Genomic DNA, 12,697 nt, shown 5'->3' on the forward strand with positions numbered 1-12,697 from the left:
GCGGAGGTCGCCAGGCATCACGAAGGCCCGCGCCCCCGTGGAGAGGGGGGCACGGACCGGTGTTCGTCGCGGGTCAGTCGATGCCGGGCAGGATGTGCGGCTCGGTGAGGTCCTCCTCGTAGCCCGCGAGGCGGATCGGGGCCGAGCGGGCCCAGACCTCGATGTTGCGGAGCTTCTCGGGCCGTCCGGGCCGTTCGCCACCGCGTTCCGGCGTTCGGCGTTCGCGCTCTGTGGTCTCTGGTGTCACCGCGCACTCCTTTGTGTCGCGTAACCCTGGGCGTCCCGGTCTGCGTCGGTCTCCGACCCGGTGTCCGCCCGAAGGCAGGGGCAAGGGCAGTTCTGACGCGGTGGCGCCGGCACTCTGTCCGCATCCCGCCCGCAGGTTGCGGGACGGATCCGGTACGGGCCTTGGGGGTTGGTGGACCCGCTGTGGCTACCGTTCGCACCAGAGTAACCAAATGAGCGCGGTTGCGCTCGATAGGGCCACTTCCTTTGCGTCAACTTTCCTTCGCCGGGCGTTAAGCCCGATGTTCACCCCGCCATGATCTGCTGATGGGGTCGGCTGCCGCGCGCGGGGAGGAGACCACATGGAGCTGTCGAGCGGACCCGTTCCGGACCGGACAGTGGGCTCGGTCGAGGAGCTGATGGAGCTGCTGCACGCGTGCCGCGGCGCCTGGGACACCCCCGACCGCAGCGGCGATCCGGTCGATCTGCACGACCACGCGCTCCAGACCTCGCACCTGCTGCGGCGCTCCCACCCGGCCGACAAGGAACTCCAGGTCGCGGGCCTGGTGCACGACCTCGGCCATCTACTCCATCCAGGTGATGACGCCGGACACGCCGACACGGCCGCACGGGCGGTGCGCCCCCTGCTCGGCGACCGGGTGGCCGGGCTCGTCCGGCTGCATGTGCCGGCCAAGCGGTATCTGGCGGCGGTCGAGCCGGACCGGACGCTGTCGCCGCAGAGCGCACTGACCCTGCGGGCGCAGGGCGGGGTGATGGGGCCCGAGGAGGCGGCGGCCTTCGCCCGCGATCCGCTGGCCGAGGACGCCGTGGTGCTGCGGCAGGCCGATGACGCGGGGAAGGTCGTGGGGCTCGACGTGGGCGTGATGGAGGACTGGCGTCCGGTCCTTGAGCTGGTCGCGGCGCGGCTCGACCAGCCGGGGAACGGCCCCCGCTGACGCCGGGAGCAGCCCCGCTGACGCCGGGGAAGGGCCTCCCGTTCGCGCCAGGAAACGGCCTCCCGTTCGCGCCGGAGGGCGGCACGCCGGTGCGCGTGCCGCACTCCGGTCGAAAGCCGCTGGCCTACCAGTTGGCCGGCGCGTAGTCCTTGAGGAAGACGCTGTGCAGGTCCTCGCCCAGCTCGCCGCGCACGATCGGGTCGTAGACGCGGGCGGCGCCGTCGACCAGGTCGAGCGGGGCGTGGAAACCCTCCTCGGCGAGCCGCAGCTTGTCGTGGTGGGGGCGTTCGTCGGTGATCCAGCCGGTGTCGACCGACGTCATCAGGATCTTGTCGGTCTCGAACATCTCCTGGCCGCTGGTGCGCGTGACCATGTTCATGGCCGCCTTGGCGGCGTTGGTGTTGGGGTGCCCGGCGCCCTTGTAGCCGCGGCTGAAGACGCCCTCCATCGCCGACACGTTCACCACGTACGCACGGCCGTTCGGCGCCTTGCGGGCGGCGTCCGCCATGACCGGGCGCAGGCTGCTGATCAGGATGAACGGCGCGGTGTAGTTGCACAGCTGGGTTTCGAGCAGCTCGACCGGCGAGATCTGGTCGATGGACTGCACCCAGGTGTTGCTGTCGACGACGTCCGGGAGCAGCCCGCCCGCGTCCAGGGCCGTGCCGTCGTGGTGCTTGGCGATGCTGGCGTTGCCGGCGACCAGGGCGAGGTCGGCGACGCGCTGGGCGTCGAGCCCGGAGGTGCCGACGGGCAGCGCGGCCAGGCCGTCGACCGCGCCGGAGTTGAAGGCTCCGATGACCTCGTGGGCAGGCAGTTCACCGGCGGGCAGCGGCGCGCTCTCGCCGTCGACCAGGGCCGCGTACGCGGAGGGCAGCCGGCGCACGGTCTGGGTGGCGTTGTTGATCAGGATGTCCAGCGGTCCCTGGGCCGCGGTCCGCTCGGCCAGGGCGACCACCTGCGCGGGGTCGCGCAGGTCGATGCCGACGACTTCGAGGCGGTGCATCCAGTCGCCGGAGTCCTCCATCGCCTTGAAGCGGCGGATGGCGTCCTTGGGGAAGCGGGTGGTGACGGTGGTGTGCGCGCCGTCGCGCAGCAGCCGCAGCGCGATGTACATGCCGATCTTGGCGCGGCCGCCGGTGAGCAGGGCACGCTTGCCGCTGAGGTCGGTGCGGGCGTCCCGGCGGGCCCGGTTCTCGGCCGCGCACTTCTGGCACAGCTGGTGGTAGAACGCGTCGACCTCGACGTACCGGGTCTTGCAGATGTAGCAGGACCGGGGGCGCTGGAGTATGCCCGCGATCTCGCCGGTGACGGAGGAGCTGGGCAGCAGACCCTCGGTCTCGTCGTCGATCCGCTCGGCGGAGCCGGTGGCGGTCGCCTCCGTGACGGCCCGGTCGTGGGCGGTCTTGGCGGCGCGGCGCTCCTGGCGGCGGCGCTGCTTCACGGTGCGGTAGACGCCGGCCGTGGCGCGGCGCACGGTGATCGCGTCGGGGTGGTCGACGTCGATCCGGTCGAGTTCCGCCAGCACGCTCAGGCAGAGCGCGAGCCGCTCGGGGTCGATGCCGGGGCCGAAGTCCTGGTCAACGCCCTGCGCGGGCCACTCGTCGACACCGGGGCCCTGCTCCTGGCCCTGGAAGTCCTCTGTCACCGTCATCGCCGCTGCGTTCCTCGATCAGTCCGAATATCAAGTTCCCAAAAGCGCCATGGTACGGAGCGACCGGCCCACATACCAAACCGAGGTGCCCGGCGCCTTCACGGCGCGGCGGCCGTTCGCGCGTCGCCGAACCGTGTCAGCGCCGCGTGCCGTGGCGCGCCGCGCTTCGCCCGGGTGGCCGTTCGAAGACGCAGTCGCCGCAGAGGCCGCCGCCGGGGCAGCGGTAGTAGAGGCAGCAGCTGCGCCTACGGAAGGCCGGTCCGCTCAACAGGGTTCCGGTGTCGGCGAGTTGGGGGTGCTCGAACAGCTCGGCACCGAGGGCCAGGGCCCGGTCCGCCACCTCCGGGCGCCCCGACTTCCGCGCCCAGCCGTGGAGTTCGCGCACCGCACCGGCCAGGGCCGAGCCCGCGTTGCCGCGCAGCAGTCCGTACGAGACGGGGGTGTCGCGGCGGAACACCTCGGCGAGCGGGGCGAGATGGCCGTCGATGACGCCCTGCGCCAGGGCTTCGGCGCTCGCCTCGCGGTCGGGCCCGCCGGGCGTCAGGAGCAGATCGTCCGGCGAGGTGCGCCGGCCGTCCCAGCACAGCCGCTCGGCCCCGAGGTCCGGCAGTACGCCGTGCAACACGGCCGGCCCGAGCGCGATCGACCAGAGCCGGGCCGCGAGCCCCAGGTGGGCGATGGACGCGGCGACCCGGCGCTCGGGAGCGCCCAGCCGGGCGGCCACCGTGTCGACGCGGGCACTCAGGGGCGCGTCCTCCCCCGCGTACACGGCGGCGAGGGGGCGGCCGGCGGCGTCGCCTGCCGTGCCGGTTCTCAGGGCGAAGAAGCCGCCGACCGACGAGACCTCGGCCCATTGTTCCGGATGCACTGCCCTGCCCGCCCGTCCCTGGATGTCAGTTCGTGCCACTGTGGCACGAAGTCATGGACGTCCGGTCCCCCGGTCCGCGGGCGCAGGGGCGCCGGTCGGCGCGGGGTGGCGGAAGGTGATCGCCAGATCCTCTTGACGCCCTGTTTGAGCTGCGGTTTTACTGAAAGTCCGATATCTGGGACGACTTTGGTCGTATGCCCCTACTCCTCCTGGAGTACGCGTCAATCGGTGCTCAGGGACGACGACACGGGGTTCACAACGAGACATTGTGGAGCCATGAGCGCCCTTGTCCTGGCCGTGCTGCTGTCATTGGTCTCCGCCGTCGCGTACGCGGCGGCGGCGATCGTTCAGGAGCGCGTGGCCGCCTCCACCCCCAGCAGCGCGTACGCCCCCGTGCGCCGCCCGGCGTGGTGGGGCTCGGTCGCCCTCAACGGCCTCGGCGCCGTGCTGCACGTCGCGGCCCTGGCCTATGGCCCGCTCACGCTGGTGCAGCCGATGGGCGCGCTCACCATCGTCTTCGCGCTGCCGATGTCGGCCGTGTTCATCCGGCGCAAGGCCGGGGCCGCCGCCTGGCGCGGTGCCGTCATGGCCACGGCGGGCCTCGCCGGCCTCCTGACGCTGACGAAGGGGGCGGACGCGGGCGCCGTCGCCATGGGCCCGCGCCTGGTGCTCGCCGCGGCCGGGCTCGGGGCGGTCGCGGCGCTGTTCGTGGCGTCGCGGGCCCTGCACCGGGCGGTCACGCGCAGCGTGCTGCTCGCCGCGGCGGCCGGTGGCGCGTTCGGTCTGGCCTCGGTGTTCACCAAGTCCGTCGCCGAGGACTGGGAGTCGGGCCTTCCGCTGACGGAACTGCCCATCCTGTTCGCCATAGCCGCCTTCGCGACCGCGGGCCTGGTGCTCTCGCAGGCCTCCTATCGCGGCGCGGGCCTGGCGGCGCCGCTCGCCACGGTCACCGTCGTCAATCCGGTGGTCGCCGCGGCCATCGGCCTGACCCTGTTCGGCGAATCGTTCCGGTACGGGACCGCGGGCACCGCGATCGCGCTGGGCTTCGGCGTGGTGGCCGCGGGCGGCCTGATCCTGCTCACCACCGAGCGGCTGCACGCGGCCCACCACGACGGGCCGGTCCTGACGCCGGCCCCGGACGTGCCCAATGCGCCCGCTTCCGCCGCCCGCCGGGGAGACACCCCGGATCAGACGGCCACGCCGCCCGCCCTCAGGTAGGCGAGCGGGTCCACATCGGATCCGTAGGCGGGACCGGTCCTGATCTCGAAGTGCAGATGGGGCCCGGTGGCGTTGCCGGTCGCGCCCGAACGCCCGATCCGCTGGCCGGTGTTGACCTTCTGGCCGGTCTTCACATTGACCGCGGAAAGGTGGGCGTACTGGCTGTAGCGCCCGTCGGGGTGGTGGATGACGACCTGGTACCCGTACGAGCCGCCCCAGCCGGCCGCGACGACCGTGCCGGAGGTGACCGCCTTCACCGAGGTGCCGGTGGACACGGGAAAGTCGACGCCGGTGTGATAGCCGCTCGCCCAGGAGGAACCGGCCTTGTGGTACGGGGTGCTGGGCTCCGCGTCGACGGGCGCGGTGAAGGCGGCCGTCCTGGCCGGCGCCTTCGCCACGGGCTTGGCGGCGGGGGGCTTGGCGGCGGGCTTGGCAGCCGGGCGCTTGGCCGTGCTCTTCGGCGGGGCCGTCGGTCTGGCGGGGGCACCGCCGGGGAGCGTCAGCTGCTGGCCGGGGCGGATGAGGTCCGGGTCGGCGCCGACGACCGTGCGGTTCTCGGCGTACAGGTGCGGCCAGCCGCCCTGGACGCGCTGGCGCTCGGCGATCAGGGACAGCGAGTCGCCGTGCATCACGGTGTACGACTCCCGCTGGCCCGGCACCTTGGTCGGGCTCGCCTGCTCGGCCTTCTTCGGGGCGGCGGGCTTGACGGCCGGGGGTCTCGCCGGGGACTTCGCCGCCCTGTGCGCCGACTGCGGCTTGATCTCGGTGGTCGTGGTCAGCTGCGGGTTCGCGCCGCCGCGGGAGAGACCGGCCTCGCCCGAGCACACCGGCCAGGCACCGGGGCCCTGCCCCTTGAGCACCTTCTCGGCGATCGCGATCTGCTGGTCCCTGCTCGCGAGGTCGGCGCGTGCCGCGTACTGGCGGCCGCCGTACGCCTCCCAGGTGGACTGGGTGAACTGGAGCCCGCCGTAGAAGCCGTTGCCGGTGTTGATGTGCCAGTTGCCGGTCGACTCACAGGCCGCGACCTTGTTCCACACGTCGACGGAGGCGGCGTCCGCGGTGCCCGCCGCGATCAGCGGAAGGGCGATGCCCACGCCGCCCGCCGTGACCGTCAGGGACGCCTGGTTGATCCGGCTCGGCTGGTACCGGCGGTGCCGGCCGCGTAAGGCCATGAGTCCCCCTCGAAGGCTCCAAGAGCCGCCAAAGTAGGGGCTGCGAACAGGTCATGACAAGGGGTCGGACAAGCGGAGGGAAGCCTTCAGGGGAGTGAGGACTTTCGGCACGCCGTGTCGGGGATCCCGTCCATGCCGTATGACGTGCCGCGTTCCGTAGGGTGGGCGCCAAACGTGCGCCATGACGGACGCTCGTGGCGTCGCGCACCCCGAGGATCCAGGAGCAAACACGCATGAGTGGAACAGCCCAGATCGGCGTCACCGGACTCGCGGTCATGGGCCGCAACCTCGCCCGCAACTTCGCGCGCAACGGGTTCACGGTCGCCGTGCACAACCGGACGGCCGCCAAGACCCGCGCCCTGGTCGAGGAGTTCGGCGGCGAGGGCAGCTTCGTGGCGGCCGAGACGCCCAAGGACTTCGTGGCCGCCCTGGAGCGCCCGCGCCGGCTCGTCATCATGGTCAAGGCGGGCGAGGCGACGGACGCGGTGATCAAGGAGTTCGCGCCCCTGCTCGAAAAGGGCGACGTCATCATCGACGGCGGCAACGCCCATTTCGAGGACACCCGCAGGCGCGAGCGCGAACTGCGTGAGCGGGGCATCCACTTCGTGGGCGTCGGCATCTCGGGCGGCGAGGAGGGCGCGCTGAACGGGCCGAGCATCATGCCGGGCGGCTCGGCCGAGTCCTACGAGTCCCTCGGTCCGCTCCTGGAGCGCATCGCGGCGAAGGCGCCGGACGGCTCCCCGTGCGTCACCCATGTGGGGCCGGACGGCGCGGGCCACTTCGTGAAGATGGTGCACAACGGCATCGAGTACGCCGACATGCAGCTCATCGCGGAGGCGTACCACCTGCTGCGCACGGTCGCGGGCTACTCCCCCGAGAAGATCGCCGAGACGTTCCGGGACTGGAACACCGGGCGGCTCGACTCGTATCTGATCGAGATCACGGCCGAGGTGCTCGCCCATGTCGACGCCGCCACCGGCAAGCCGTTCGTGGACGTGGTCGAGGACGAGGCCGAGCAGAAGGGCACCGGCCGCTGGACCGTGCAGATCGCGCTCGACCTCGGCGTTCCGGTGTCGGGCATCGCCGAGGCCGTGTTCGCCCGGTCCCTGTCGGGCCACGCCGAGCTGCGCGAGGCGGCCCGCTCGCTGACCGGGCCCGCGGTGAGCCCGCTGAACGAGAAGGAGGCGGCTGCCTTCGCCGCGCAGGTGGAGCAGGCGCTGTACGCGTCCAAGATCGTTTCGTACACGCAGGGCTTCCACCAGGTCCAGGCCGGCAGCCAGAACTACGACTGGGACGTCGACCCCGGCGCGGTCGCGGCGATCTGGCGTGCGGGCTGCATCATCCGGGCCGCGTTCCTGGACCGGATCCGGGCGGCCTACGACGGACAGCCCGAACTGCCCAGCCTGCTCTCGGACAAGCGGTTCGGCGACGAGATCGGCGCGGCGCAGGACGACTGGCGCGCGGTGATCGTGGCGGCCGCCCGCCAGGGCGTGCCGGTGCCCGGCTTCTCGGCGGCGCTCGCGTACTACGACGCGCTGCGCGCCGAGCGCCTCCCGGCGGCGCTGACGCAGGGCCAGCGCGACTTCTTCGGCGCGCACACCTATCGGCGCACCGACCGGGAGGGCTCGTTCCACACGCTGTGGGGCGGCGACCGGTCCGAGGTCAGCACCGGCTGACCGGCGCCGCGGCCGGGCCCCTCAGCCCGCCGGTTCGGGCTGCGGCGGGCCCGGTACGGGGTCGGGGCCCGGGGGCTGCGGCACGGGGTCCGGCAGACCGGGGTCCGGGTCCGGCTGCGGGGGCCTCGGGTCGGGCCCCGGGCTCGGCGGCTGCGGGTCGGGACCGGGGCCGGGCCTCGGCGGAACCGGATCGGGGCCGGGGCCGGGACCCGGTCCGGGGATCGGGCCAGGTTCGGGATCGGGCAGCGGCGTGGGCCACGGCGGGGTGGGCTCCGGGTGCGGCACGGTCATGTTCGGCCTCCTCATGGTCTGAGATCAGCTTCACCTGCGCGCCTGCCCGGCGCCCGCCGGTTCAACCCGTACGGGTCAGCGGGCCCGGCCCGCCGCCGCGGCCGCCGCCCGCAGTCCGGGCCGGGGGCTGGACAGGACCGGAACGCCGATCGTGGTCCGCTCGGCGGCGGGCGCCATCGACGCCTGCGCGAGGACGACGACATCGACGTCCGTGAGGGCGTCCACCACCCGGACGATCTCCGCGAAGTACGCCTCGGAGTCCCCCGATCCGAAGTGCTGCCAGGCGTCCTCGGCGAGCACCGTGCGCAGCGCGAGCGACCGGTCGCCGGCCTCCTCGCGGATCAGTGCGGCCGTCGGCCCGAGCGTGGAGGCGACGGTGGCGACCACGACGATCCGCCGCCCCCGCGCCACCGCGGCCGCGGCCATCGGCCGGTCGACGCGCAGCACCGGAACGCCCAGGGACGCGGACATCGCCTCCGCGACGGCGCCGATGGTGGAGCAGGTGCACAGGACCGCGTCCGCGCCCCTGGCCACCGCGTCGGCCAGGACGGCCGCGATGTCCGCAGCCACCGCGTCGGGGCCCGACTCCCCTGCCCTGCTGAGGAGTTGTGCGTGCACGAGGTGGCGCAGCCCGAGGCCCGGGGCATCCTCGTCCCGCAGGGCGTCGAAGACCGGGACATGGACCGGCGAGGTGTGCAGCAGTGCGAGCACGCTCACCACAGCTCCGGGTCGGCGGCGAGCTGCGCCTTGGCGGCCTCGACCAGGACGGCCGGGGCGGCCGGCGCCTCGCCAGGATGCCGCTCGGCCCACTTCGCGGCGTACGGGCAGAGCGGCACGACAGGCACGCCCTCGCGCGCCGCAATGGCGTAGAACTCCCGCACCAGGTCGCCGGCGATGCCCCTGCCCTCGTGCCCGGGCTCCACGACGGTGTGCACCGCCACCAGCGCGGCGGACGGCTGGTCGAGTACGAAGTAGGCGATGCGGCCGACCACTTCACCGCCCTCGTACGCGGCGAGCAGCCCCTGGGCGCGGTCGTCCCGGATCTCTGTCATGGCGCGGGGTCCTCTCCGGGAACGGGTCAGCGCTGCGGGACCGGGATCGTCGCCTGCGGGCTGCGCCGCTGGTTGCTGCCGGGCACCGGGGCAGCGGCGTCGGTGCCGAGCCCGACGATCCGGTTGGCCCCGTCCACGTGCACGACGCTGGGCTTCAGCACCCGCGCCTCGGCGTCGTCGACCTGGGCGTAACTGATGAGGATCACCAGGTCACCGGGGTGCACCAGATGGGCGGCGGCCCCGTTGATGCCGATGACTCCGGAGCCGCGCTCACCCTCGATGACATACGTCTCCAGGCGGTTGCCGTTGTCGATGTCGACAATGTGGACCAGCTCACCGGGGAGCAGATCGGCGGCCTCCATGAGCTCGGCGTCCACGGTGACCGATCCCACGTAGTGCAGGTCGGCCTGGGTGACGGTGGCTCTGTGAATCTTGGACTTGAACATGGTGCGCAGCATCGAGGTACTCCTGAACTTAGGCTCCCTGCCTGCGTTTATGCAGGTCAAGTGCGGTTTTCCTACTCTACAACCCGTCGCGCGCCCGGCTCAAGCGTCCGGGTTCGGGTGCTGCGCGGGGCCTTCCGGGTCGAGCCTGGGGAGCCGGCGGTCCAGCCAGGCCGGGATCCACCAGTTGGCGCGGCCGAAGAGGTACATCGTCGCGGGCACCAGGAGCAGCCGGACGACCGTCGCGTCGACGATCACGCTCACGCCGAGGCCGAGCGCCAGCATCTTCACCACGACGTTCGGGGAGAGCATGAACGCCAGGAAGACGCTGGTCATGATGAGCGCCGCGCAGGTGATGACGCGGGCCGTGGCGGCGAGGCCGGTGGCGACGGAGAGGTGGTTGTTGCCGCCGTGCAGCCAGGTCTCGCGGATGCGGGCCAGCAGGAAGACCTCGTAGTCCATGGAGAGCCCGAAGATGATCGCGAACATCATCATCGGCACATAGGACTCGATCGGCACCTTCTCACCGACGCCCAACAGCGAGCCGCCCCAGCCCCATTGGAAGACCGCGACCACCACTCCGTAGGCCGCGGCGATGGAGAACAGGTTCAGGACGGCGGCCTTGAGCGCGACCAGGGGGCTGCGGAAGACGCAGAGCAGCAGCACGAAGGCGGCGGCCACGACCACGCCGATGATCAGCGGCAGTTTCGCCACGAGGGTGTCGGTGAACGTCTGGCCCGAGACCGTGGGTCCGGTGACATAGCCGGTCGCGCCGGTGCCGGAGAGGGCGTCGGGCACGGTGTGGTCCTGGAGGGTGTGGATCAGGTCGGTGGTCGCCCGGTCCTGCGGTCCGGTGTCGGGGGTGACCGTACTGACCAACAGGGCATGGTCGGGGGTTGGTTGGGGTGGCGTCACCGAAGCGACGCCCGGCACGGCCGTGAGGTCGTGTTGCAGGGTGGTGGCGAGGGCCTGGCTCTTGGACGGGTCGGCGGCCTGCTGGCCGTCGAGCTTGGTGACGACCGTGATCGGCCCGTTGGCGCCGGGCCCGAATCCCTGGCTGATCAGGTCGTAGGCGCGCCGGTCGGTGGTGGAGGTGGGCTGGGCCCCGGCGTCGATGTGGCCCAGGTGCAGCGAGCCGACCGGAATGGCGAGGACGCCGAGCACGATCAGGCCCGCCGCGAGGAAGAGCCAGGGGCTGCGGCCGACCCGGGCTGCCCAGCGGTGCCAGACGTCGTCGGTGCCGGTGGGTTCGGCGACCGGCCTGCGGACGTGCAGACGGTCGATGCGGCGCCCGAGCAGGCCGAGCAGTGCGGGGGTGAGCGTGACGGACGCGGCGGCCGCGACGATCACGGTCAGGCCCGCCGCCGCGCCCAGGGTGCCGATGAAGCCCATGCCCGAGACGTACAGACCGGCCAGTGCCATGGCCACGGTCGCGGCGGCGACCAGGACGGACCGTCCGCTGGTGGCCACCGTGCGCCCGGCCGCCTCGGCGGGATCGAGGCCGTTCCCGATGCCTCCGCCCCCGTCGGCGCCGAGCAGGGCCCGGTAGCGGGTGGACAGGAACAGGGCGTAGTCGATGCCGACACCGAGGCCCATCATCGCGGCCAGCGTCGGGGCGGCCTGCCCGAAGCTGAACTGCGCGGCGAGCAGGCCGAGTCCGGCGAGGCCGACGGCGAGGCCGAGCACCGCGGTCACCAGGGGCAGCACGGCGGCCGCGACACTGCCGAAGCCGATCAGGAGCACCAGGAGGGCGACGCCGAGCCCGATGACCTCGGAGGTCAGGTCGGCGGCCTTGGGCGCGGCCAACTGCCCGAGCGGATCGCCGTAGTCGACCGTCACGTGGTCGGCGCGCAGCGGCTGCACGGCGGTGTCGACCTTGCCGACGTACGCGTGGTCGAAGCCGGCGGGGTTGCTGGTGAACGTGACGCCGATCTGGGCGATGTTGCCCTGCGGCGAGACGGCCCCGGGGGTCGTGAGCGGGTCCTTCACCGAGACCACGTCCGGCAGGTGTGCGAGGTTGTTCACCGCCGCCTCGACGGCTGCCTGGTGGTCGGCGACCGAGCCCTGCTCGGACTTGATCACCACCGGGGCCGTGGTGCCGGACGTACCGCCGTGGGCCTTGAGCAGGTCCGCGCCGGTCTGGGTGCTGGTGCCCGGCAACGAGAAGCTGTCGGCGAAGCTCCCGCCCCACCGCGCGTGCGCCGCGCCGATCGCGACGAGCAGGACGAGCCAACCGATCACGATCCGCCAGGCGTGCCGGGCACACCAGCTTCCCAGGCGGTGCAGCAGTCCGGTTCCGCTCTCGACGGCCGAGCCGTTGGTCATGGTCGTGGCCCTGTCTGTGGTGGTGACCTGTCTGCCGTGCCTGCCCTGTCCGTGGTCATCCTGCCCGCGGCGACCCTGTCGCCGCGCTGTCGCCGCGCTGTCGCGGTCTGTCCGCCGTGCTGTCGTGACCTGTCCGCTGTTCTCCCGTGACGCTGGCCGCTGCGCGAGGGCCTGGTCGGGGGTTGCTACCCGTCCTGTTCCTCGTCCTGGTCCCGCTCCTGGTTCCTGGCCCGTCGTCCGACCACGGCCGCGGCCGCCACGGCGCTGCCGAGGAAGGCGAGGGCTACGGTCCAGGGCTGGTCCAGTACGTGGTCCGTGGCGTGGTCGAGCGAGTAGCGCCCCGCGCCGGCGAGGCCGATCGCGGCGGCGGTGAAGCCGAGGAACGCCGGGTATTCGAAGCCGCCGCCCTGGGCGAAGAAGCCCGCCGGCGCGTGCACGGAGACGGCACCCGCCATGGCGCCGGCCGCTGCCGCTCCGGCGGCCGGGGTGGCGAGCCCCAGGGTCAGCAGGGCGCCACCGCCCATCTCGCCCAGCCCGGCGGCTAGGGCGCTCTCTCTGCCAGGCGTGAAGCCCATGTGTTCCATGGCGGCGGCGGTGCCTTCGAGACCCCCGCCGCCGAAGCAGCCGAAGAGCTTCTGGGCGCCGTGCGCCATCAGGACCGCGCCGGTGCCGGCCCGCAGCACGAGCAGTCCGAGGTCGCGTCGGTTGAGGCAGGTCATGGCGTCTCCCAGGGCGAACGGCGATGGACTCGGGATCCACTCTCCGGGGCACCCGGCGCCGACCCGCAGCGTTACTGGGCCGTACGGGTCACGGGCCGCGG

General features: G+C 72.8%; 12 protein-coding genes. 3 read left to right on the plus strand and 9 right to left on the minus strand.

Annotated elements, in window-relative coordinates:
* Positions 1–73: 73 nt before the first annotated feature.
* Positions 74–247 (minus strand): hypothetical protein, encoded by a 174-nt coding sequence (locus CG740_RS40600; RefSeq protein ID WP_199846677.1) that lies wholly within the window; start codon positions 245–247, stop codon positions 74–76.
* Between the two features lie 340 nt (positions 248–587).
* Here CG740_RS40600 and CG740_RS35720 point away from each other — a divergent pair, with 340 nt between their 5' ends.
* Positions 588–1,181 carry an inositol oxygenase family protein gene (locus CG740_RS35720; RefSeq protein WP_100579474.1) on the plus strand — a complete coding sequence of 198 codons (594 nt, stop codon included), beginning with the start codon at positions 588–590 and terminating at the stop codon, positions 1,179–1,181.
* Between the two features lie 124 nt (positions 1,182–1,305).
* Here CG740_RS35720 and CG740_RS35725 read toward each other — a convergent pair whose 3' ends face one another.
* Positions 1,306–2,832, minus strand: a complete 1,527-nt coding sequence (locus CG740_RS35725; RefSeq protein WP_100579475.1) for an SDR family NAD(P)-dependent oxidoreductase — start codon at positions 2,830–2,832, stop codon at positions 1,306–1,308.
* Between the two features lie 136 nt (positions 2,833–2,968).
* Complete coding sequence (locus CG740_RS35730; RefSeq protein ID WP_376494813.1) at positions 2,969–3,739, minus strand: (2Fe-2S)-binding protein; 771 nt, start codon at positions 3,737–3,739, stop codon at positions 2,969–2,971.
* A 237-nt stretch (positions 3,740–3,976) separates the two neighbouring features.
* Between CG740_RS35730 and CG740_RS35735 the strand changes: the two genes are divergently transcribed.
* Entirely contained in the window at positions 3,977–4,918 is a 942-nt protein-coding gene (locus CG740_RS35735) for a DMT family transporter (RefSeq protein ID WP_199846678.1), read from the plus strand.
* Here CG740_RS35735 and CG740_RS35740 read toward each other — a convergent pair.
* A complete protein-coding gene (locus tag CG740_RS35740) occupies positions 4,888–6,090 on the minus strand; it encodes a transglycosylase family protein (protein ID WP_100579477.1) in 1,203 nt (400 codons plus the stop codon). The genes CG740_RS35735 and CG740_RS35740 overlap by 31 nt on opposite strands.
* 233 nt (positions 6,091–6,323) lie before the next feature.
* Here CG740_RS35740 and gndA point away from each other — a divergent pair, with 233 nt between their 5' ends.
* On the plus strand, positions 6,324–7,766 hold the full coding sequence (gndA, locus tag CG740_RS35745) for an NADP-dependent phosphogluconate dehydrogenase (RefSeq protein ID WP_100579478.1): 1,443 nt from the start codon (positions 6,324–6,326) through the stop codon (positions 7,764–7,766).
* 366 nt (positions 7,767–8,132) lie between these two features.
* Here gndA and CG740_RS35755 read toward each other — a convergent pair whose 3' ends face one another.
* The 5 genes from CG740_RS35755 to CG740_RS35775 form a co-directional block, all read right to left on the minus strand.
* A complete protein-coding gene (locus CG740_RS35755) occupies positions 8,133–8,768 on the minus strand; it encodes an aspartate/glutamate racemase family protein (RefSeq protein WP_100579531.1) in 636 nt (211 codons plus the stop codon).
* A gap of 2 nt (positions 8,769–8,770) precedes the next feature.
* The gene (locus tag CG740_RS35760; RefSeq protein WP_100579480.1) at positions 8,771–9,109 is read right to left on the minus strand and encodes a GNAT family N-acetyltransferase; all 339 of its coding nucleotides are present in this window, start codon (positions 9,107–9,109) and stop codon (positions 8,771–8,773) included.
* 26 nt (positions 9,110–9,135) lie between these two features.
* Entirely contained in the window at positions 9,136–9,567 is a 432-nt protein-coding gene (panD, locus tag CG740_RS35765; protein WP_100579481.1) for an aspartate 1-decarboxylase, read from the minus strand.
* An 87-nt stretch (positions 9,568–9,654) separates the two neighbouring features.
* Positions 9,655–11,877, minus strand: coding sequence for an MMPL family transporter (locus CG740_RS35770; RefSeq protein ID WP_100579482.1), 2,223 nt, complete (start codon positions 11,875–11,877; stop codon positions 9,655–9,657).
* Between the two features lie 185 nt (positions 11,878–12,062).
* Positions 12,063–12,596, minus strand: coding sequence for a DoxX family protein (locus CG740_RS35775; RefSeq protein ID WP_100579483.1), 534 nt, complete (start codon positions 12,594–12,596; stop codon positions 12,063–12,065).
* Positions 12,597–12,697: the final 101 nt, after the last annotated feature.

It is taken from the genome of Streptomyces sp. CB01201, from assembly GCF_002803085.1.
Classification (GTDB): Bacteria; Actinomycetota; Actinomycetes; order Streptomycetales; family Streptomycetaceae; genus Streptomyces; species Streptomyces hundungensis.

Excerpts from the sequence above, each read along its gene's own strand:
- CG740_RS35720 (WP_100579474.1), top strand. The coding sequence starts at position 588 with ATGGAGCTGTCGAGCGGACCCGTTCCGGACCGGACAGTGGGCTCGGTC.
- CG740_RS35725 (WP_100579475.1), bottom strand. The coding sequence starts at position 2,832 with ATGACGGTGACAGAGGACTTCCAGGGCCAGGAGCAGGGCCCCGGTGTC.
- CG740_RS35735 (WP_199846678.1), top strand. The coding sequence starts at position 3,977 with ATGAGCGCCCTTGTCCTGGCCGTGCTGCTGTCATTGGTCTCCGCCGTC.
- CG740_RS35740 (WP_100579477.1), bottom strand. The coding sequence starts at position 6,090 with ATGGCCTTACGCGGCCGGCACCGCCGGTACCAGCCGAGCCGGATCAAC.
- gndA (WP_100579478.1), top strand. The coding sequence starts at position 6,324 with ATGAGTGGAACAGCCCAGATCGGCGTCACCGGACTCGCGGTCATGGGC.
- CG740_RS35760 (WP_100579480.1), bottom strand. The coding sequence starts at position 9,109 with ATGACAGAGATCCGGGACGACCGCGCCCAGGGGCTGCTCGCCGCGTAC.
- panD (WP_100579481.1), bottom strand. The coding sequence starts at position 9,567 with ATGCTGCGCACCATGTTCAAGTCCAAGATTCACAGAGCCACCGTCACC.
- CG740_RS35770 (WP_100579482.1), bottom strand. The coding sequence starts at position 11,877 with ATGACCAACGGCTCGGCCGTCGAGAGCGGAACCGGACTGCTGCACCGC.
- CG740_RS35775 (WP_100579483.1), bottom strand. The coding sequence starts at position 12,596 with ATGACCTGCCTCAACCGACGCGACCTCGGACTGCTCGTGCTGCGGGCC.